21 protein-coding genes are annotated in these 16,649 nt (G+C 63.1%); 9 read left to right on the top strand and 12 right to left on the bottom strand.

Features of this window, described 5'->3' with window-relative positions:
• Window positions 1-11: 11 nt before the first annotated feature.
• From V5F78_RS24745 to V5F78_RS24715, 7 genes are all read right to left on the bottom strand, one after another.
• Window positions 12-830 carry a chromate resistance protein ChrB domain-containing protein gene (locus tag V5F78_RS24745; RefSeq protein ID WP_394072537.1) on the bottom strand — a complete coding sequence of 273 codons (819 nt, stop codon included), beginning with the start codon at window positions 828-830 and terminating at the stop codon, window positions 12-14.
• 128 nt (window positions 831-958) lie between these two features.
• Window positions 959-2,293, bottom strand: a complete 1,335-nt coding sequence (locus tag V5F78_RS24740) for a hemolysin family protein (protein ID WP_394072535.1) — start codon at window positions 2,291-2,293, stop codon at window positions 959-961.
• A gap of 112 nt (window positions 2,294-2,405) precedes the next feature.
• Window positions 2,406-3,125 (bottom strand): nickel/cobalt transporter, encoded by a 720-nt coding sequence (locus tag V5F78_RS24735; RefSeq protein WP_394072550.1) that lies wholly within the window; start codon window positions 3,123-3,125, stop codon window positions 2,406-2,408.
• 5 nt (window positions 3,126-3,130) lie between these two features.
• The gene (locus V5F78_RS24730; RefSeq protein ID WP_394072533.1) at window positions 3,131-3,565 is read right to left on the bottom strand and encodes a YqaA family protein; all 435 of its coding nucleotides are present in this window, start codon (window positions 3,563-3,565) and stop codon (window positions 3,131-3,133) included.
• 60 nt (window positions 3,566-3,625) lie between these two features.
• Window positions 3,626-5,452 (bottom strand): heavy metal translocating P-type ATPase, encoded by a 1,827-nt coding sequence (locus tag V5F78_RS24725; RefSeq protein ID WP_394072531.1) that lies wholly within the window; start codon window positions 5,450-5,452, stop codon window positions 3,626-3,628.
• Window positions 5,453-5,576: 124 nt separating this feature from the next.
• Window positions 5,577-6,803, bottom strand: a complete 1,227-nt coding sequence (locus V5F78_RS24720) for a nickel/cobalt efflux transporter (RefSeq protein WP_394072529.1) — start codon at window positions 6,801-6,803, stop codon at window positions 5,577-5,579.
• A gap of 7 nt (window positions 6,804-6,810) precedes the next feature.
• Window positions 6,811-7,092 (bottom strand): metal-sensing transcriptional repressor, encoded by a 282-nt coding sequence (locus tag V5F78_RS24715; RefSeq protein WP_394072527.1) that lies wholly within the window; start codon window positions 7,090-7,092, stop codon window positions 6,811-6,813.
• Window positions 7,093-7,196: 104 nt separating this feature from the next.
• On the opposite strand from V5F78_RS24715, the gene V5F78_RS24710 reads away from it, so the two are divergent.
• The 3 genes from V5F78_RS24710 (at window position 7,197) to V5F78_RS24700 (ending at window position 9,047) form a co-directional block, all read left to right on the top strand.
• Complete coding sequence (locus V5F78_RS24710) at window positions 7,197-7,586, top strand: hypothetical protein (protein ID WP_394072525.1); 390 nt, start codon at window positions 7,197-7,199, stop codon at window positions 7,584-7,586.
• A gap of 115 nt (window positions 7,587-7,701) precedes the next feature.
• A complete protein-coding gene (locus V5F78_RS24705; protein WP_394072548.1) occupies window positions 7,702-8,370 on the top strand; it encodes a HupE/UreJ family protein in 669 nt (222 codons plus the stop codon).
• 23 nt (window positions 8,371-8,393) lie between these two features.
• On the top strand, window positions 8,394-9,047 hold the full coding sequence (locus V5F78_RS24700; RefSeq protein WP_298316530.1) for a transmembrane anchor protein: 654 nt from the start codon (window positions 8,394-8,396) through the stop codon (window positions 9,045-9,047).
• A 499-nt stretch (window positions 9,048-9,546) separates the two neighbouring features.
• Here the strand turns inward: V5F78_RS24700 and V5F78_RS24695 are convergent, their stop codons facing one another.
• From V5F78_RS24695 to V5F78_RS24685, 3 genes are all read right to left on the bottom strand, one after another.
• Window positions 9,547-9,711 carry a hypothetical protein gene (locus V5F78_RS24695; protein WP_298316528.1) on the bottom strand — a complete coding sequence of 55 codons (165 nt, stop codon included), beginning with the start codon at window positions 9,709-9,711 and terminating at the stop codon, window positions 9,547-9,549.
• Window positions 9,684-9,836, bottom strand: a complete 153-nt coding sequence (locus tag V5F78_RS24690; RefSeq protein ID WP_509276864.1) for an FAD-dependent monooxygenase — start codon at window positions 9,834-9,836, stop codon at window positions 9,684-9,686. The genes V5F78_RS24695 and V5F78_RS24690 overlap by 28 nt, the downstream gene beginning before the upstream one ends.
• Before the next feature lie 68 nt (window positions 9,837-9,904).
• Window positions 9,905-10,543, bottom strand: coding sequence for a Ros/MucR family transcriptional regulator (locus V5F78_RS24685; protein WP_394072522.1), 639 nt, complete (start codon window positions 10,541-10,543; stop codon window positions 9,905-9,907).
• Between the two features lie 174 nt (window positions 10,544-10,717).
• Here V5F78_RS24685 and V5F78_RS24680 point away from each other — a divergent pair, with 174 nt between their 5' ends.
• Window positions 10,718-11,581, top strand: coding sequence for a hypothetical protein (locus tag V5F78_RS24680; protein ID WP_394072520.1), 864 nt, complete (start codon window positions 10,718-10,720; stop codon window positions 11,579-11,581).
• Window positions 11,582-11,656: 75 nt separating this feature from the next.
• On the opposite strand, the gene V5F78_RS24675 is transcribed toward V5F78_RS24680, so the two are convergent.
• Window positions 11,657-12,259 carry an RES family NAD+ phosphorylase gene (locus tag V5F78_RS24675; RefSeq protein ID WP_394072518.1) on the bottom strand — a complete coding sequence of 201 codons (603 nt, stop codon included), beginning with the start codon at window positions 12,257-12,259 and terminating at the stop codon, window positions 11,657-11,659.
• Between the two features lie 91 nt (window positions 12,260-12,350).
• On the bottom strand, window positions 12,351-13,037 hold the full coding sequence (locus V5F78_RS24670; protein ID WP_394072516.1) for a hypothetical protein: 687 nt from the start codon (window positions 13,035-13,037) through the stop codon (window positions 12,351-12,353).
• A 164-nt stretch (window positions 13,038-13,201) separates the two neighbouring features.
• Between V5F78_RS24670 and V5F78_RS24665 the strand changes: the two genes are divergently transcribed.
• Genes V5F78_RS24665 through arsH form a run of 5 tightly spaced genes read left to right on the top strand, consistent with a single transcriptional unit; the run spans window position 13,202 to window position 16,284 of the window.
• Window positions 13,202-13,573, top strand: coding sequence for an ArsR/SmtB family transcription factor (locus V5F78_RS24665; RefSeq protein ID WP_394072514.1), 372 nt, complete (start codon window positions 13,202-13,204; stop codon window positions 13,571-13,573).
• Window positions 13,566-14,093 carry an arsenate reductase ArsC gene (locus V5F78_RS24660; RefSeq protein ID WP_394072512.1) on the top strand — a complete coding sequence of 176 codons (528 nt, stop codon included), beginning with the start codon at window positions 13,566-13,568 and terminating at the stop codon, window positions 14,091-14,093. Before V5F78_RS24665 ends, V5F78_RS24660 begins: the two co-directional genes overlap by 8 nt.
• An 8-nt stretch (window positions 14,094-14,101) precedes the next feature.
• Window positions 14,102-14,527: an arsenate reductase (glutaredoxin) gene (gene arsC, locus V5F78_RS24655; protein WP_394072510.1), complete on the top strand. Its 426-nt coding sequence runs from the start codon at window positions 14,102-14,104 to the stop codon at window positions 14,525-14,527.
• Window positions 14,528-14,536: 9 nt separating this feature from the next.
• Complete coding sequence (gene arsB, locus V5F78_RS24650) at window positions 14,537-15,592, top strand: ACR3 family arsenite efflux transporter (RefSeq protein WP_394072508.1); 1,056 nt, start codon at window positions 14,537-14,539, stop codon at window positions 15,590-15,592.
• Window positions 15,592-16,284, top strand: coding sequence for an arsenical resistance protein ArsH (gene arsH, locus V5F78_RS24645; RefSeq protein ID WP_394016356.1), 693 nt, complete (start codon window positions 15,592-15,594; stop codon window positions 16,282-16,284). Before arsB ends, arsH begins: the two co-directional genes overlap by 1 nt.
• Window positions 16,285-16,649: the final 365 nt, after the last annotated feature.

Genomic DNA, 16,649 nt, shown 5'->3' with positions numbered 1-16,649 from the left:
GGTCGCCTCCCTCATGCCAGCTTCTGGCTAGACGGCCAGTTGTGCGTTTCCTCGGTCGCGTCGCGGGACCAGCGATAAAAGGCGTCGTAGAGCAGCAGGCCCGCTTCGAGCTGTTCGAGATCGTTGCGGAACATCCGCGATAGGCCCAGCGAGGCGGCGAGGAAGCCGGCCGCCTGCGGCACGAGATCAAGCCGCGCCGTGTCCGCCGCTCGCACGATGGTTGCCAGGCGGTCCAGTGGCTCCGAGGTCAGGCCGAACTCCTCGACCATGGTGTCGAAGGTGCAGCGCTCACCACGGTGGCTCCAGAACACGTCGTCGATATCGAAGGCTATCGCGTTGAAGCGTTCGGCGACGGCGGCCACTTCGGTCGCCGCGACGAACAGGAACACGGCGGTCGGATCGATGAAGCGGCGGATGAGCCAGGGACAGGCGATGCGGTCGACCTTCGGTCGCGCGCGTGTCGCCCAGACGGTGCGGCCTTGCTCATCGCGCGGCGGCAGCTTTTCGGTCTTGACCAGCAGTCCACCGGCCGACCGCCAGGCCTCGAAGCCGCCTTCGAGGGTCTCGGCATTGATCCCCTCATGCCGGAGCCAGGCGGTCACGCCCTGGCTGAGCTTCTGCCCCCTCTGGCAGACGACAACGACGTCGCGGCCGGCGAACTCGGCCGCCCAGTTCGTGACGGTCTGGAAGTCCCGGCGGACAGCCGCCGGGAGGAGACGCGGATCGGCGTCAAAATCCTCGGCCAGGCGCACATCTACGATAGCCGGCGCGGATGGAATACCGACGAGGCGGGCGAGCTGAGACGTGGTTATTTCAGTGCTAGACGGCATGAGCGTCCACTCCCTTCTGGGGAACGATGGACGCGATGTTTGGGCTGCCGCCTCACGGGGCAATCGCGAATAACCCCTTAACCTCAATCTACCCGCAAGGTCCTCCATTCGCAAGCCTATGGCTGGCCTCAAGACCCCTCCACGTGCTCCCGACGGGCCAGCAGCTTGTCGATTCGTCTCCCGTCCATGTCGATGACTTCGAATCGCCAGCCCTCATAGTCGAAATGCTCGCTGACCTCGGGAAGATGCCCGAGCCGGGCGAGCGCGAACCCGGCGATGGTGTGGAAGTCGCCATCCGCCGATCGCAGCTTGAAGCCGAGCCGGGCGAAGGCATCATGTGCCGGCATCATACCGTCGATCAGCAGCGAGCCATCCTCCCGCTCGACGATATCCGGGTCTTCACCTTCCGCATCCGGCAGATCGCCGGCAATCGCTTCCAGCAGGTCGGTCTGGGTGACGATCCCTTCCAGGGCGCCATATTCGTCGATGACGATCGCCAGACGCACCGGCGCCTTCTTGAACTGATCGAGCACACGGAAGATCGGTGTCGCCTCGTGTACGATCACGGGTTCACGGATCGCCGCCATTGGATCGATGGTCTTCCCGTCGAGGACCTGATCGAGGAGATCCTTCTTCAGGATCATGCCGAGCGGCTCGTCGATGCCACCCTGACCGACAAGGAGCTGCTCATGGCGACATTCGCGAATGGTGCGGAGCATCTCATCCGGGCCGTCATCGGCATCGATCCAGTCGATGTCACGCCGCGGGGTCATGATGTCGGCGATGCGCCGATCACCGATGTTGAATACGCGCTCGACGACCTCCTGTTGGGCCTGATAAAGAAGGCCCGCTTCCTGGCTTGCGGCGACGAGCAGCTTCAGCTCCTCGGGTGAATGCAGTGATCCCTCACCGGCACCCGGCTGCAGTCCGCAGAGCCGCAGCACGAGGTTGCCCAAGCCGTTGAGCAAGATGATCGCCGGTCGGAGCAGGAACAGGAACATGCCGAGCGGCCGCACGACCCAGAGCGCCGTGGTCTCGCTGCGCTGGAGCGCAAGGCTCTTCGGCGCCAGTTCGCCGAGCACGATGTGCAGCGTGGTGATGATGGCGAAGGCAATGACGACGGCGATGGTGTGCGAGCCGGCGGTGGCGAGCGATCCGGGCAAGCCGCTCAACAAAGGTTCGATCAGATGGGCCAACGCCGGCTCGCCGACCCAGCCGAGCGCCAGCGACGACAGGGTGATGCCGAGTTGTGTCGCCGCAAGGTTGGCGTCGAGATTGTCGACGGCGCGCTCGAGCGCGGAAGCGTTTAGCCGACCTACTGCGACAAGTTCCGTGACGCGGCTGCGGCGGACGGCAACGAGGGAAAATTCAGCCGCGACGAAAAATCCATTTGCGGCAACGAGAATAAGTACGGCGAGTATCCCGATCAGGTCGGTGATACTACTGCCATCGGTACTAGGCATGGTCTCCTCTCGGGCGGCTCCTGCCGCCTCGGGTTGTTGATAGGCAATACACTTCTAACATCGCCGCGTGACGATGGGGCAGACCGCCCGGCGGATGAACTGGACTGCGGCTTCATCGCCAGATCAGCTCGCGCACGGCAATGGTTGTGAGCAACAGCCCGGCGATCCCCTCGATGGCTCTTGTGATCCTGTCCAGCAGCAGTGGCCGGCCTTCGATCAGATGAACGACCCTCTGGCGAAAGAGGATCGTCGCGACCGCCACCAGCGACAGGACCAGCGCAACGCCGATCATCATCGTGACCGCGAAGGCGACACCGGCCTCCGGCACGCCCCGTGAAATCGCGAAGGTCATGACGAACAGCGTCAGCGGACAAGGGATGAGGCCGGCCATGAAGCCGAAGGCCATGCCTTCGCCGTGGTCATGCTGGTGCGGCCTATGCCGGAAGGCGCGATACAGCATCCACAGGCCGATCAGGCCGAGAAGCCCGCGGCTGACGTCTTCGAGCATTGGCGCGCGCCCGACGCTGCCCAGGCTGATCGAGACCAGCGGCAGCGCCAACAGCGCGATGATCACCGACATGGTGACATGGGTGAACGACAGTGCGAGCGACACGCCGAGCCCGCGAACGAGGCCGGACGGCGATCCGGCAAGATAGGTGGCCAGCACCGCCTTGCTGTGGCCCGGCGTCATGGCGTGGGCGGCGCCGAACAGGATGCCCATGGGCAGATAGACCAGAAACGCGCCCCAGCCGCCGCCATTGGCGAACGCGGTGATCTGGTTCGCAAAAGCCAGATAGATCTCGCGCTGGAAACTGATCAGCTCCTGGAGCATCTGCGTCATGCGAATCCCAGTGTTGCGGCCGCGAGAACAAGGTAGCGGCCAATCTTGGCGATTGTGACAAGCAGCAGGAACATCGGGAACGGCTCACGCAGAACGCCGGCGACGACGGTGAGCGGATCGCCGATGATCGGCGCCCAGCTCAGCAGCAGCGACCATTTCCCGTAGCGGCGATACCAGCGCTGCGCGCGCTCCAGTTTCCCGCCGCTTGCCGGGAACCAGGGCCGGTCCCGGAACCGCTCGATGCCGCGCCCGAGCAGCCAGTTGATCACCGATCCCAGCACATTGCCGACGCTCGCCACCGTGATCAGCAGCCCCGGCGAATAATCCGCGACCAGCAGCCCGACCAGAACCGCTTCCGACTGCATCGGCAGGATGGTCGCGGCGGTGAGCGCGGCCAGGAACAGGCCGGCATAGACGGCGAGATCGGCCATCACTCTGGTCCTGTCGAGTAGCGACGAGCATGCGCAACGGCGAAAGGCCACAACGCATTGTCAAACGTCACGGATGCGAATGCGCAGCAATTTTGCCGAATTCAGGAACACCAGGATATCAGGACCCAAGTGCAACATGGCAGCCTCGATGGGGCCGATCCAGCCCATCAGCGCCGCGGTAATGCCCAAGACATGCACAACACCGACGCCAACGAAGAGATTCTCTTGAATTGTCCGGTAAGCACGTCGAGCAATCGCGCGGGCGCTGACAATTTTTGTGAGATCATCCTTCATCAATGCAATGTCGGCGGCCTCCAGCGCCGCCTGCGTGCCGCCGCTGCCCATCGCAATGCCGACATCGGCGCGTGCCAGCGCCGGCGCGTCGTTGATGCCGTCGCCGACCATCGCCACGCGATGACCCTGCCTTTGCAGTTCGGCGATGGCGGCAACCTTGTCCTGCGGCATCAAATCGGCACGCACTTCATCCACGCCGAGTTCCTTGGCGATGGTCCGCGCCGTGGCCTCATTATCACCCGTCAGCATGACGATGCGCTTCACCCCGGTCGCGCGGAGTCGTGCCAGCGCTTCGCGCGCACCGGGCCGCAATGTGTCTGCAATGAAGATCACGCCCGCGAACCTGCCATCGATCGCGACGTGAACCGGCGTCTGTCCGCCATTCTCGATCGCATCGGAAAGCGGCACGCCGCTCTCGCGCAACAAGGATGCATTTCCGACCAGCACGGCGCGGCCGGAGACCGTCGCCTTCACACCGCGCGCCTGCAACTGCTGATACTGTTCCGGTTCCGGGACGTCGATTTTCATCCGGGCGGCGTAGTTGACGACTGCCTTTGCCAAGGGGTGAGCCGAGCGCCGATCAGCAGCGGCGGCAAGGCTGATCAGATCAGCTTCCGAAATCGTGCCATCTTGCATCTCCACGCCGACGACCTCCGGCTTGTTCGCCGTCAGGGTGCCCGTCTTGTCGAACACCAGGACGTCGACCTTGGCCAACGACTCCAGATAGATGCCTCCTTTGACCAGAATTCCGCTGCGTGCGGCCCGCGCAATGGCTGCGATGATCACCAGCGGGGTCGCCAATCCGAGTTCGGCAGGCGATGTAAAAATCAGCAGAGTGACGATCATCCGGATGTCGCGAGTATAAAGATAAACCGCAACGAGGAAGATCAGCACGACCGGAATCAGCCATGACGCGACCTTGTCCGCCAGTTTCTGGACGGGTGCCTGTTCCGCTTCGGCATTCTCGACCAGACTGATGATGCGGGCAAAGGTGGTGTCGGCACCGACCTTCTCGGTCTCGATGTCCAAAGCGCCGGATTCGACGATGGTCCCCGCAAAGACATCGGCACCGTCGCTTTTGTCCTTCGGAATGCTCTCGCCTGTGATCGACGCTTCGTTGACCGAAGCCGCTCCGCCGACGACGGTGCCGTCGACCGGGATCTTCTCGCCGGCCCGCACCAAGACAACGTCGCCTGCGCGCAGTTTCTCGATCGGGACAATGCGTTCGCCGCGCGCGTCTCTCACAAGCGCAACCTGCGGCACGGAGCCGATCAGGTCTTTGATAGAGGCTCGCGCGCGATCCATATTCAGATCGGCGATGAACTCGGCGATCAGAATGATCACCATGAGGACCGCGCCGGCGACGGTCTCGCCTCCGATCAGCGCGACCACCGTGGCGATGGTGACGAATATCTCGGTGCCGATCTTACGCTCTTTTACGAGGTCAACGACGCCGGTCTTGACAAGCGGATACAAGCCGATGGCAACGGCCACCCACAAGGCTTGTATCGGAATGAGCTGCCGCCAATACAGCAACGCCATCAGGCCGGTAAAGACGATGCGCGCGACCTCGAACCAGCGCTCGCGCGTCATCAGCGATCGCCAACCCGATGGACCCGCTACAGGCGCCGGTGCAACGCTTTCGGCGCCTGATATCTCGGACATCATGATCGGCTCGCTGTCTCGGATTGCGTTCTTGGCTTGAAACGTGAGCGCATCAGGCCCCGGCGGCGGATAGTCCCGCCCAACCGTGGTATCCGACGTAGAGGCCGACCGCGATGATGAGGAGGCTGGAGAAATAGGGGGCCCGCCGGGCGAAGGTCGAGAACCACGACCAGCGCTTGGTCGCGTGGCGGACGCTCAGTGCCGCAGCCGCGCCGACCGTCACCAGCGTGATCGCCAGACCGATCGAGAAGCACAGCACCAGCGCGAAGCCGAGCGTGAACTCCTTGAGTTGAAGGCAGAGCAGCAGGACGGTGATCGCCGCCGGGCATGGGATCAGGCCGCCGGTCAGCCCGAACATGATGATCTGCCAGGTGGTGACGTCGCGGTCGGCAAACTGGCGGCGGATGTCGTTGGCGTGCGCCAGCTCGTGCGCGTCTTGATAGCCGTCGGTCGCCACCTCGAGCCCGCGCAGTTCCTCGTGCATGCGGTCGTGGCCCTGTCCCTCGACGAAGGACAGGTCGTAGTCGTGGGTGTGGCCGCCATGGCCGAGGCTGACCCGCGCCATGAACTCATGCGGCTCGGGAATCTCGTCGACGGATTCGAGATAGCCGCCACGGTCGACGAAGGTGAAGGCCCGCCGTGCGCCGTCCGGCCGCTCGGTGACGACGGTCACGTCACCGGCCGTCCAGGCGTGACCGCGCTCGGTGCGGATGCGCCAGCGCGGCGGCACGCCATCCTCGAACACCTCGACCGCGACGACGCCATGGCCAGTGTCGATGCGGCGGATATCCTCCCCATGGGCATGACCGCCATGGCCATGGCCATGATCGTGCCCATGATGACCCTCATGGGCGTGGCTATCATCATGATCTCCATGTGGGTGAGGATGATCGTGCCCATGGCCGTGATCGCCGGCTGCGGCCTTGGCCCGCTGCTGATCCTGCCACGTGCGCCAGAGCATCCACAGCGCGATCGCGATGATGATCGCTGCCGAGGCGAGCTGGAAATACGGCTCGAACGTCTCGGCATCGACACCCCGCCAGAGATACATGCCGCCGAGCGCGATGCCCCACACGACGAGGGTGTGCGACGCCGTCGCCGCCAGGCCGAGCAGCACGGCCTGCGTCACGGTTCCACGGACGGCGACGATGAAGGCCGCCATCATCGTCTTGGAATGGCCGGGCTCCAGCCCGTGCAGCGCACCGAGCAGGATCGCGCTCGGGATGAACAGCCAGGCGTGGCCGGAACTCTGTTGGATCAGCTCGGCGAAGGACGGCATCGGGGACTCACAGGTACTTGGTGATTTCCTTGAACTCGTCGATCGAGCGGCGCTGCTCGCGCGCCAGCGGGCCGACGACGTCTTCAAGGCAATGGTCGAGATGGTCCTGGATCAGCGTCCGCTTGGCCTGACAGACTGCCTTCTCGACCGCATGAAGCTGCTGGGCGATATCGAGGCAGGGTCTGCCGGCCTCGATCATTTCGATGATGCCCTTGAGGTGCCCATCGGCGCGCTTCAGCCGCTTGACGATCTCGGGGTGGGTTTCGTGGACGTGAAGGGTTTCGTTCATGGGCTTGATACTATCCCCCTGGAGAGGATATCACAAGACACTGGCCAGGAGATGATTCCGGCCTGACAACGATTCGTTAAGATTTGAGTGAATAGTCGTTGAGCATGCCGAACTGGGCCTACAGCGCAGCCTTTCGCTTCGTCATCGCCGTCGCGATGACGATCGGCATGCTGTTGTCCCCAATGGGCAGCTCCGCCTCGCACAATCCGGTCGCGCTTGCGTCCGCCGAAGCAGCCCGTCATGCTGAATTGGCAGCGCAGATCGAAGCACACGACCACAGCCATGACGACGGCGAAGCCGACGAGCAGAGCCCTGGCCATTCCCACGGCCACAATCCAGCCGATCATACCCATGAGACAGCGAGCATGCTTTCCGGCATCGCACAGCCGGCTCCCTCGATAGGTCGGAGTTGGCTGGCTTACCCGCCGTCGTTTGCCGATCTGGAAACCCGTTTCCGGCTTGAACGCCCTCCGAGACCGATCCTCCTCGCATGATCGCGGCCGCGCACGCGGCCACCCTCAAACGACGACGATAGGAATTCTCATGCAAGGACCCTTCTACGAGGGCCCGCCACGCACGCCTTGCGCGCGCTGGCGGCTCGCCCTTCCCATGCTCATCGCTCTCCTGACCCTGCCGCTGCTCGGCGGGGCGGCCTTCGCCCATGCCGTGGCCGAAGGCGACAAGGGCTACATCCAGGAGATCACCGGCATCAACCTGCTGCCCTTCATCTATCTCGGCGCCAAGCACATGGTGACGGGATACGACCACATCCTGTTCCTGTTCGGCGTGATCTTCTTCCTCTACCGGATGAAGCACATCGGCATCTATGTGAGCCTGTTCGCGCTCGGCCACTCCACGACCATGCTGCTCGGCGTCTATTTCAACGTCGGGATTAACAGCTACATCATCGATGCGATCATCGGCCTGTCGGTGGTCTACAAGGCGCTCGACAATATGGGCGCCTTCCAGCGCTGGCTCGGCTTCCAGCCGAACACCAAGATCGCCACCCTGATCTTCGGCTTCTTCCACGGCTTCGGCCTGTCGACCAAGATCATCGAATACAACATCTCGCCCGACGGTCTCGTGCCGAACCTTCTCGCCTTCAATGTCGGCGTGGAAATCGGCCAGCTCCTGGCGCTCGCCGCCATCCTGATCGTCATGGGCTACTGGCGCCGAACCGACAGCTTCTGGCGCCATGCCTACACTGCCAACACCGTCATGATGACCGCCGGGTTCGTGCTGATCGGCTATCAGCTCACCGGCTGGGTCGTCTCCTGAACATCCGAAAAAGGATTCCTCCCATGTACAACACCGATATTCCGACCCGCGCCGAGCTGCCGACCTCGAAGCAGCTTCTCCGCTCCACCATCATCGCCATCGTCGCGGCGGCGGCGATCCTGGTCACCATCGTCCTGCCGGCCGAGTACGCCATCGACCCGACCGGCATCGGGCGCGCGCTTGGCCTGGCCGAGATGGGCGAGATCAAGACCCAGCTCGCCGATGAGGCGGAACGGGATCGTGCAGCCGGCCAGCAGGGAGAAATCCCGGCCGCGCTGCCGACGCCTGATCAACGTTCCAGCCTGGCCGCCAGGATCTTCGCCGAGCTGGTGATCGGTTCGGCTGCGGCGCAGACCCCGGCAGGCCGCACTGATGTGATGACGATCACGCTGAAGCCGGGCGAAGGCACCGAGGTCAAGCTGGTGATGAATCAGGGTGCCCGCGTGAACTTCTCTTGGACCGTCACCGGAGGTGTCGTGAACTTCGACCTTCATGGCGACGGCGGCGGGCAGCAGACCAGCTACGAGAAGGGGCGCTCGGTGCCGGGCGCCGAAGGAGTGCTGGAGGCTGCCTTCGACGGCAACCACGGCTGGTTCTGGCGAAACCGCGACCGCGCCGACGTTACGTTGACGCTGCGTACCAATGGCGACTACGCGGAGATCAAGCGGGCGCTTTGACCAAGCCCCTCATGGCCGACTTTCGACGATGAAGCGAGGCGGCCTGCTCATCGAGCAGGCCGCCTGACGGAACAATCTCGCTGGCCGAGGCATTCGTTCACGAGGCTGTCGGCCTCACCGAGGAGGATTCGTCCAGCTCCGTCAGACAGGCCTTCTACGAGGGCTCGCGCGCGACGGCTATGTTATCGTCCGGGGCGAGCGGCGCGAGCCGCCAACATTGCGCGCCGCTTTCCCTAAAGATCTTCATGGCCGAGTCGGATTCCGATGATCGAAAGGGACCGTGGAGACCGCTCGATCGTTAGTGGTTGCCGGTGCAGCGTTGAGGTGCTGCTCGAGCTGCGCGATCGCTCCGGAGCCGAGGGCGACGCGGGCAAATCCCGTCGCCAGGAAGGTTCGGCGGTCCATCGGAAAACCTCCCGAGCAGAATGGCGTCGACATGACGATAGGGAATGGACCAGCCTCGCGCGGCCGGCGCAAGACGCTCCCGCCGATCCGCCATTCACGGCCGCGCGAGCGGGAAGTCACGCCATCGCGGCCGCCACCATCCGCCGCGCCTCAAGGTCGCGGCGTGAAAGCGCCCGGCTTCGGCAACCGCCGCAAGGCGATGCTCAAGGACATCGCGGTCCTGACCGATGTTCACGTCGAGCACAAACTCGTCGAGCAAGCCCGACTCATCATCTCCAGCGCGGGTAGGTGAATCGTGTCACCATGAAAATCGCGCAGGAAATCCTCGTGCTTCTCGACGACCGTCACATCGACGCCGGCTTGGGCGAGCAGCAAGCCGAGCATGGGCCAGGCCGGCCCTGCCTCGACGATGACGCAGCCGGTGTCGAGGTCTCCCGCTGCGCCGACCGTCGTCATGAATCGATGGTTGTGGCGGCCTTGCGTCCCCTCTTGGGTCTTGCGGCCGGTTCCACCACCGGCTCAGCAACGGCTTTCGTCCTGCGTGGTGCGCGCTTCGACGCGGCGGTGTCCGGCGCAGCCACAACCGCGGTCGGTGCGCTTGCCTTGATGCGCGAGGCGCGTTTCGGCTTCTCCTCGACCACAGGTGCGGCCTCGACGATTGGCTCAGGCACGGGAGCGGCAGCCTTGCGCAACTGGCCAAGGCCGGACGCCTTCGCCAGCGCTGAGCGGGATTGCGCATAGCTCGGCGCGACCATCGGGTAGTCGGCCGGAAGGTTCCATTTCTGCCGATACTCTGCGGGCGTCAGACCATATTGCGTGCGGAGATGCCGCTTCAGCGATTTGAATTTCTTGCCGTCTTCGAGACAGATGATGAAATCCGGCGTGACCGATTTGCGCACCGACACCGCCGGTCCCGGTTTCTTCTCCGGCCCAATCGGCGCCGCAGCGCCCAGCGACCGGAGGGCAGCGTGGATGTCATCGATCAATTTCGGCAGCTCGGCCGTCGGTACGGAATTGTTGGAAACGTAGGCTGCGACGAGCGCGGCGGAAACCGCCACCAGGTCGGGGGTGTCGGACTGCTCCGGATGCATCCTTGAGTGCCCTTTGTGTTCAATGAGCGCCGCGCTGGACTTGGAATTGCGCGACAGTCACTATTTCAACCATTCGTGGTCCACATCAACTCCGATCGGCGGCGGCGGGCGCCTTCGGTGCTGGACGTCGGATTACACGGCGCATGTAAATAGAACTCCTTAGGGCAACTGACGATGGGGAAGGCGCCGGATTTCGGGCAACGGCAGGCGAAGCTCATCTGCCAGATGCCCTATGACGAGTTGCTCCGATTTATCGCGGAAGGACTGCCCATTCTCCTGGAGAGTGCCAGAGGATTTTGGTCAGCCTCTTGCCATCTGTCAGCGCAGCCACGCGAGGCTGAGGTGTTGGCAGGCTTCGCGCAGGAGGAAGCGGCAAAGATTCTGATTTTGATGGATGCCGTGCGCTGCCCAAGGCACCTCATCGCCGCGAGATTGAGCCAGATCGTCAGTCGGTTCTACGGCCATCTCGAGCGATTGATTTATGCCGACGTTTGCGACGGATGGAGCCAGGACATTGCGGACCTTCGAAAGCGCGTCGAGCCTCTTCGCAAATCTCATTACATAGAAGGTGATGTCGGAGAGTATATCGTTCCGAACGCAAATCTCTATCGGCGCGAAAGTAAACTCTATGCGGACATCGAAGCCTATGAGGACCGCGTTCCAATCTGGAATGCACCGAAGACCTATCCTGGTTTCTTCGAGCCCCGGAAGCCATCCGTTCTTGCTGTCGCCGAAGCGATGGCCGCATTGGGGATGTTTTCATTGCCTGGCCTGAACGCAACAGCGCAGGTGTGGGGAGCGCTGGATTTTGTCGAGCATGAATCGCTGCGAGATGCAGAACGGCTCACGGATCAACTTGTCGAGCGGCTCGTTACGGAGGCGTTGCCCGCCGACTTTGCAACACAAGATCATGTCTTTGTACTCGGTCGACACTGGCCGTTACCAATGTATAACGTCGAGCTCAAAATGGTTGATGTGTCGCTGGAGGATTTGAAGCAGGAGCAGGACCGGATTTTGTGGGCAGAAGCCGGTTACTAGTCACGAACAGCTCGTTGATTATCGGTTTTCACGCAGGCTTTCGTTCCACCCGTTGCCTTGCGGTCTAATACCGCGTCAGGATTTCCCGGAGACGACCTTCACCCCGATGCGATCCGCGAGGGAGATCAGGTCCGCATAGACGCCGGGTGTGCCGATAACCTCGAGCGACGGGGCGATCATGCGCAGCGCGTCGGCCGGAAGCCGGTTGCCGAACAGGATGATCGCGAGCGCACGATCATCCTGCCTCGAAACCCAACATAGTCCGTGAATGTCGGGGCGTGCGGCGTAGAATGCCTCAGCCCAAGGGCGGGTTTGCGGGTAGCGATCTTTCTCAGTGTCGATGAGCTCGATGCGCCGGACGCCCAATCTGCGAAGTGCCGTGGCGCTGAGATCGGCAAGGACGAGATCCTGGTGTGGCTCCAGCCGCGAATAGGTCTGACCCGTGAGTTTGCCCTTGTCGTAGGTCTTGAGACCCGATGAGAAAGGGACATCGTGAAAAACGGTCTCCATGGCGGCGCAATCGAAAGTCGTGCCGCCATAGAGCGTCGGGATTGCAACGTCGGCGCCGTCGACGATCGGGCTGAAGCGCGCATTGCCCTTGAGGCCCGGGTTGAACTGATCGCCGAGATAGGCGTCCAGGTGCATCCGATGAATGATCTGGCCCTTGGGCCAGATCACCGTTGAGGTCTTTGCTCCCAAGTCCGCCGGAGGAGGGGGCGTTGCATCGTCGGGGGCCTTCGCCTTTGCGTGCTTCGGCTCGGCCGGCGGCTTAGCCATGCGTCACGCCTTGCCGCTCATCTTCGGCCGCCGCGATCACGCGCTGAGACTGCTCCACCAGGAGATCCTGCGGACGCTTGCCGCTGAGGAAGCTGTTGTCCGAGGCGAACCAGTATGCGAGCCCCCAATCGTCCTTGCTGCCGTTAAAGACCTTGAGCACGGCGGCGAGAGCCTTGAGCGGGCGATAGCCCGTCTTCGGATCCAGCGCGTAGCCAGGAAAGTAATCGATCCCCCGATGCCGAACTGCGAAGATAATGCCATCCTTCTTCCACTTGTTCGGCTGGGCGCTGGGATTGTTGGTACTGAAGCCGGCCATCTCGGCGATCTGGGCCGCCGTCAGCCATTCACCGCTCTCCAGCACGGCCTTGCGCGCCTCAGCCGTCATCCGCGCCTCGAGCAACATATGCTGGGGGGGAGGGACGTGAGGCACCAACAGTTCAAGGATCGACTGCATGGCCTCAGTCTCGCGGCGTGCGAGAATGGCGCCGACAAGCGGTGCGATGCTCTCGAACGTCTCGGCGAGCGCGCGCACGGCCGGCTCACTGCCGTGTTCGAGGGTCAAAGCGATGACCTGCTTCGGCTTACCGCCGAGATGGTCGAGACGATGCCGGACCTGCTCCGGCGTGCCGGTCATCGTGGCGAAGCCGGCGAGTGCGCCAGTCGCATCGGTGGCAGCCATGGCCGCGTTCCCTTCGTTGGTTATCATGGTTATCCATATAAATAGATAACCAGAATAATCAAGATGGATTCGCCGCAACCTCCGCGCAGCTGCCGTCTCAGGCAGGTGACCTTCACTACCATGCTTGGCTGGACATGATTCCATATATCGAGTAATCTCGAATTATGGAATCAGAAAGAGCCATTCTCGCCTTCGCGGCGCTTGCCCAGTCGACGCGCCTCGACGTGTTCCGGCTGCTGATCGCACGCGAACCGGAAGGGCTGCCGGCCGGCGACATCGCCCGGCACATGAGCGTACCGCAGAACACCATGTCGACCCATCTGGCGATCCTGACACGCGCCGGGCTCATCGAAGCCGAGCGGCAAAGCCGGTCGATCATCTACCGAGCCAAGCTTGATGCGGTGCGCGAGCTTGCCTTCTACCTCGTCAAGGATTGCTGCGGCGGGCGCCCGGAGATCTGCGCCCCGTTGATCGCCGACCTGTCGCCCTGCTGCACACCCAAAAATGAAGCCACCCAGGAGGCTGTTCATGAGTGACCGTATCTACAATGTCCTCTTCCTTTGCACGGGCAATTCGGCGCGGTCGATCCTCGCCGAGAGCATTCTCAACAAGGATGGCGGCGGCCGCTTCCGTGCCTTCTCCGCCGGCAGCCAACCGAAAGGGACTATCAATCCGTTCGCGCTGAAGGTGCTGGAGAGCTTCGACTATCCGACCGAGGGCTTCCGCTCGAAGAGCTGGGAGGAGTTCGCGATGCCGGATGCCCCTGTCATGGATTTCGTCTTCACCGTCTGCGACAACGCCGCCGGTGAAGCGTGCCTGGTGTGGCCAGGCCAGCCGATGACGGCCCATTGGGGGATCGAGGATCCCGCCGCGGTCGAAGGCACGGATATCCAGAAGCAGGCCGCCTTTGTCGCCGCCTTCCGCTACCTCAGGAACCGGATTTCGGTCTTCGCGGCTTTGCCGGTCGCAAGCCTCGACAAGGCCTCGCTCAAGGCGAAGCTCATTGAGATCGGCCAATTCGAAGGGGCAACCTCGCCCCGCCACAGCGCGGCGTGAGGTCGATCATGGATGTCATCATCTATCACAACCCCGACTGCGGTACCTCGCGCAATACGCTGGCGCTGATCCGCAATGCCGGCGTCGAGCCGCATGTCATCGAATATCTGAAGACACCACCGTCACGGGCGATGCTGGTCCAGTTGATCGCGCGGATGGGGATTTCCACGCGCGGGCTGCTGCGCGAGAAGGGAACGCCCTATGCCGAACTCGGTCTCGGCGATCCCGGCCTGACGGATGACGAGCTTCTCGACGCCATGCTGGCGCATCCGATCCTGATCAACCGGCCGATCGTCGTTTCGCCGAAAGGCGTGAGACTCTGCCGGCCGTCAGAAGAGGTTCTCGATCTGCTGCCTTCGCAACTGGGCGCGTTTACCAAGGAAGACGGCGAGCGCGTCATCGACGAGCGCGGCCGCCGCGTCGCGACGGCGTAAGGAAAACCCATGTCCATTTTTGAACGCTATCTCACGCTGTGGGTCGCGCTGTGCATCGTCGCCGGCATCGCGCTCGGGCACATCATGCCCGGCGCATTTCAAGCGATCGGCGCGGCCGAGATTTCCAAGGTCAATCTGCCGGTTGCCGTGCTGATCTGGCTGATGGTCATCCCGATGCTGCTCAAGATCGATTTCGCGGCACTCGGCGAGGTCGGCCGCCACTGGCGCGGCATCGGCGTCACCCTGTTCATCAATTGGGCGGTGAAACCGTTCTCGATGGCGCTGCTCGGCTGGCTGTTTATCGGCTGGCTGTTCCGACCGCATCTGCCGGCCGATCAGATCGACAGTTATATCGCCGGCCTCATCATCCTCGCCGCAGCGCCCTGTACCGCGATGGTGTTCGTCTGGTCGAACCTGACCAAGGGCGAGCCGCATTTCACGCTGAGCCAGGTAGCGCTCAACGACGCCATCATGGTGGTGGCCTTCGCGCCGATCGTCGGCCTGCTGCTCGGCCTCTCCGCTATCACCGTGCCATGGGGCACGCTGGTTCTTTCGGTCGTGCTCTACATCGTCATTCCGGTGATCATCGCGCAGCTTCTTCGACGCCGACTGTTGGCGACAGGTGGGCGAGCCGCGCTCGATCGGCTGCTGACCAAGCTCGGCCCGGTCTCACTCGTCGCGCTGCTGGCAACGCTGGTGCTGCTGTTCGGCTTCCAGGGCGAACAGATCATCGCACAGCCGCTGGTGATCGCGCTGCTCGCCGTGCCGATCCTGATCCAGGTGTATTTCAATGCCGGGCTGGCCTATATCCTCAACCGAGTTGCGGGCGAGCAGCATTGCGTCGCCGGCCCCTCGGCACTGATCGGCGCGTCCAATTTCTTCGAGCTGGCGGTCGCCGCCGCCATCAGTCTATTCGGATTCCATTCCGGAGCTGCGCTCGCCACCGTCGTCGGCGTGCTGATCGAGGTGCCGGTCATGCTCACCGTCGTCTGGATCGTGAACAGGTCCAAGGGCTGGTACGAGCGCGGCGACAAGGTCGCGGCGATTGCCGAGGCCCACCGTTGATGCAGAACGATCTTCCCAATGTCGTTGTCGACAACCTCGACGTGCCGACCATCGACCGGCTGTGCGCGACGCCCTCGACGCATCCGCCGCGTATTCTGTTACTCTATGGATCGCTGCGCGAACGCTCCTACAGCCGGTTCCTGACGCTGGAGGCCGAACGTCTGCTGAAGCACTTCGGTGCGGAGACGCGTATCTTCGATCCGCACGGCCTGCCGCTACCCGACGGCGCGGAGATCGACCATCCGAAGGTGCGAGAACTGCGCGATCTATCGGCATGGTCCGAGGGTCAGGTCTGGACCAGCCCGGAGCGGCACGGCGCCATGAGCGCGGTGATGAAGGCGCAGATCGACTGGATACCACTATCGGTTGGCGTGATACGGCCGACGCAGGGCCGGACGTTGGCCCTCATGCAGGTGTCCGGCGGTTCGCAGAGCTTCAACGCGGTCAACCAGCTTCGTGTGCTCGGCCGTTGGATGCGGATGGTGACCATCCCCAACCAGTCTTCCGTCGCCAAGGCTTACGAGGAATTCGACGAGGCGGGCCGCATGAAGCCATCCTCCTATTACGACCGGGTGGTCGACGTGATGGAGGAATTGGTTAAGTTCACGCTGCTGACACGCGATCTCTCCCCCTATCTCACCAACCGCTACAGCGAGCGCAAAGAAGCGGCAGAGAAGCTAGCTACCGCATGAACTTCGGCAATCGCCGTTTCCAACGCTGCCCACGCGGCAAACAATCTTGCCCCTCCAGCAGTCTTCGGCGCCGGCGGACTGCCGGGAGTGAAGCGGTGCGCGGCTCGGAAGTCCCAGCCCTCGCTCCATCATCCCCTGCCGGCGCCATCTGCGGGCCTGCACCGACATCGGCAGGCGCGGAAACCGCAACTTGCTTCCGCGCCTTTGTCCTGCGAGGTGACGCTCTCGCTTCGATTGCCGGTGATGACGGGTCATGCAGCCAAAGGGGATCGTCCTGGGTCTGCTCGGTTACAGGCGTGCGGTCGCCTTCAACCGTAAGGACCGGCAAGATACGCGGCTCCGTCGGCACCGAATTGGAGGTGGGA

This window comes from Roseixanthobacter glucoisosaccharinicivorans, from assembly GCF_043195095.2.
In the GTDB taxonomy this organism is placed as follows: domain Bacteria; phylum Pseudomonadota; class Alphaproteobacteria; order Rhizobiales; family Xanthobacteraceae; genus NCEH01.
The sequence above is the reverse complement of the archived record's forward strand: the minus strand, read 5'-3'. Positions and strand labels throughout refer to the sequence as shown.

What these genes read in the sequence shown, in the direction of transcription:
- V5F78_RS24720 (WP_394072529.1), bottom strand. Translation starts at nt 6,803, where the DNA reads ATGCCGTCCTTCGCCGAGCTGATCCAACAGAGTTCCGGCCACGCCTGG.
- V5F78_RS24705 (WP_394072548.1), top strand. Translation starts at nt 7,702, where the DNA reads ATGCTCATCGCTCTCCTGACCCTGCCGCTGCTCGGCGGGGCGGCCTTC.
- arsH (WP_394016356.1), top strand. Translation starts at nt 15,592, where the DNA reads ATGCAGAACGATCTTCCCAATGTCGTTGTCGACAACCTCGACGTGCCG.
- V5F78_RS24730 (WP_394072533.1), bottom strand. Translation starts at nt 3,565, where the DNA reads ATGGCCGATCTCGCCGTCTATGCCGGCCTGTTCCTGGCCGCGCTCACC.
- V5F78_RS24665 (WP_394072514.1), top strand. Translation starts at nt 13,202, where the DNA reads ATGGAATCAGAAAGAGCCATTCTCGCCTTCGCGGCGCTTGCCCAGTCG.
- arsB (WP_394072508.1), top strand. Translation starts at nt 14,537, where the DNA reads ATGTCCATTTTTGAACGCTATCTCACGCTGTGGGTCGCGCTGTGCATC.
- V5F78_RS24660 (WP_394072512.1), top strand. Translation starts at nt 13,566, where the DNA reads ATGAGTGACCGTATCTACAATGTCCTCTTCCTTTGCACGGGCAATTCG.
- V5F78_RS24670 (WP_394072516.1), bottom strand. Translation starts at nt 13,037, where the DNA reads ATGGCTGCCACCGATGCGACTGGCGCACTCGCCGGCTTCGCCACGATG.
- V5F78_RS24690 (WP_509276864.1), bottom strand. Translation starts at nt 9,836, where the DNA reads ATGCTCGGCTTGCTGCTCGCCCAAGCCGGCGTCGATGTGACGGTCGTC.
- V5F78_RS24680 (WP_394072520.1), top strand. Translation starts at nt 10,718, where the DNA reads ATGGGGAAGGCGCCGGATTTCGGGCAACGGCAGGCGAAGCTCATCTGC.
- V5F78_RS24740 (WP_394072535.1), bottom strand. Translation starts at nt 2,293, where the DNA reads ATGCCTAGTACCGATGGCAGTAGTATCACCGACCTGATCGGGATACTC.
- V5F78_RS24725 (WP_394072531.1), bottom strand. Translation starts at nt 5,452, where the DNA reads ATGACGCGCGAGCGCTGGTTCGAGGTCGCGCGCATCGTCTTTACCGGC.
- V5F78_RS24710 (WP_394072525.1), top strand. Translation starts at nt 7,197, where the DNA reads ATGCCGAACTGGGCCTACAGCGCAGCCTTTCGCTTCGTCATCGCCGTC.
- V5F78_RS24715 (WP_394072527.1), bottom strand. Translation starts at nt 7,092, where the DNA reads ATGAACGAAACCCTTCACGTCCACGAAACCCACCCCGAGATCGTCAAG.
- V5F78_RS24685 (WP_394072522.1), bottom strand. Translation starts at nt 10,543, where the DNA reads ATGCATCCGGAGCAGTCCGACACCCCCGACCTGGTGGCGGTTTCCGCC.
- V5F78_RS24735 (WP_394072550.1), bottom strand. Translation starts at nt 3,125, where the DNA reads ATGCTCCAGGAGCTGATCAGTTTCCAGCGCGAGATCTATCTGGCTTTT.
- arsC (WP_394072510.1), top strand. Translation starts at nt 14,102, where the DNA reads ATGGATGTCATCATCTATCACAACCCCGACTGCGGTACCTCGCGCAAT.
- V5F78_RS24745 (WP_394072537.1), bottom strand. Translation starts at nt 830, where the DNA reads ATGCCGTCTAGCACTGAAATAACCACGTCTCAGCTCGCCCGCCTCGTC.
- V5F78_RS24700 (WP_298316530.1), top strand. Translation starts at nt 8,394, where the DNA reads ATGTACAACACCGATATTCCGACCCGCGCCGAGCTGCCGACCTCGAAG.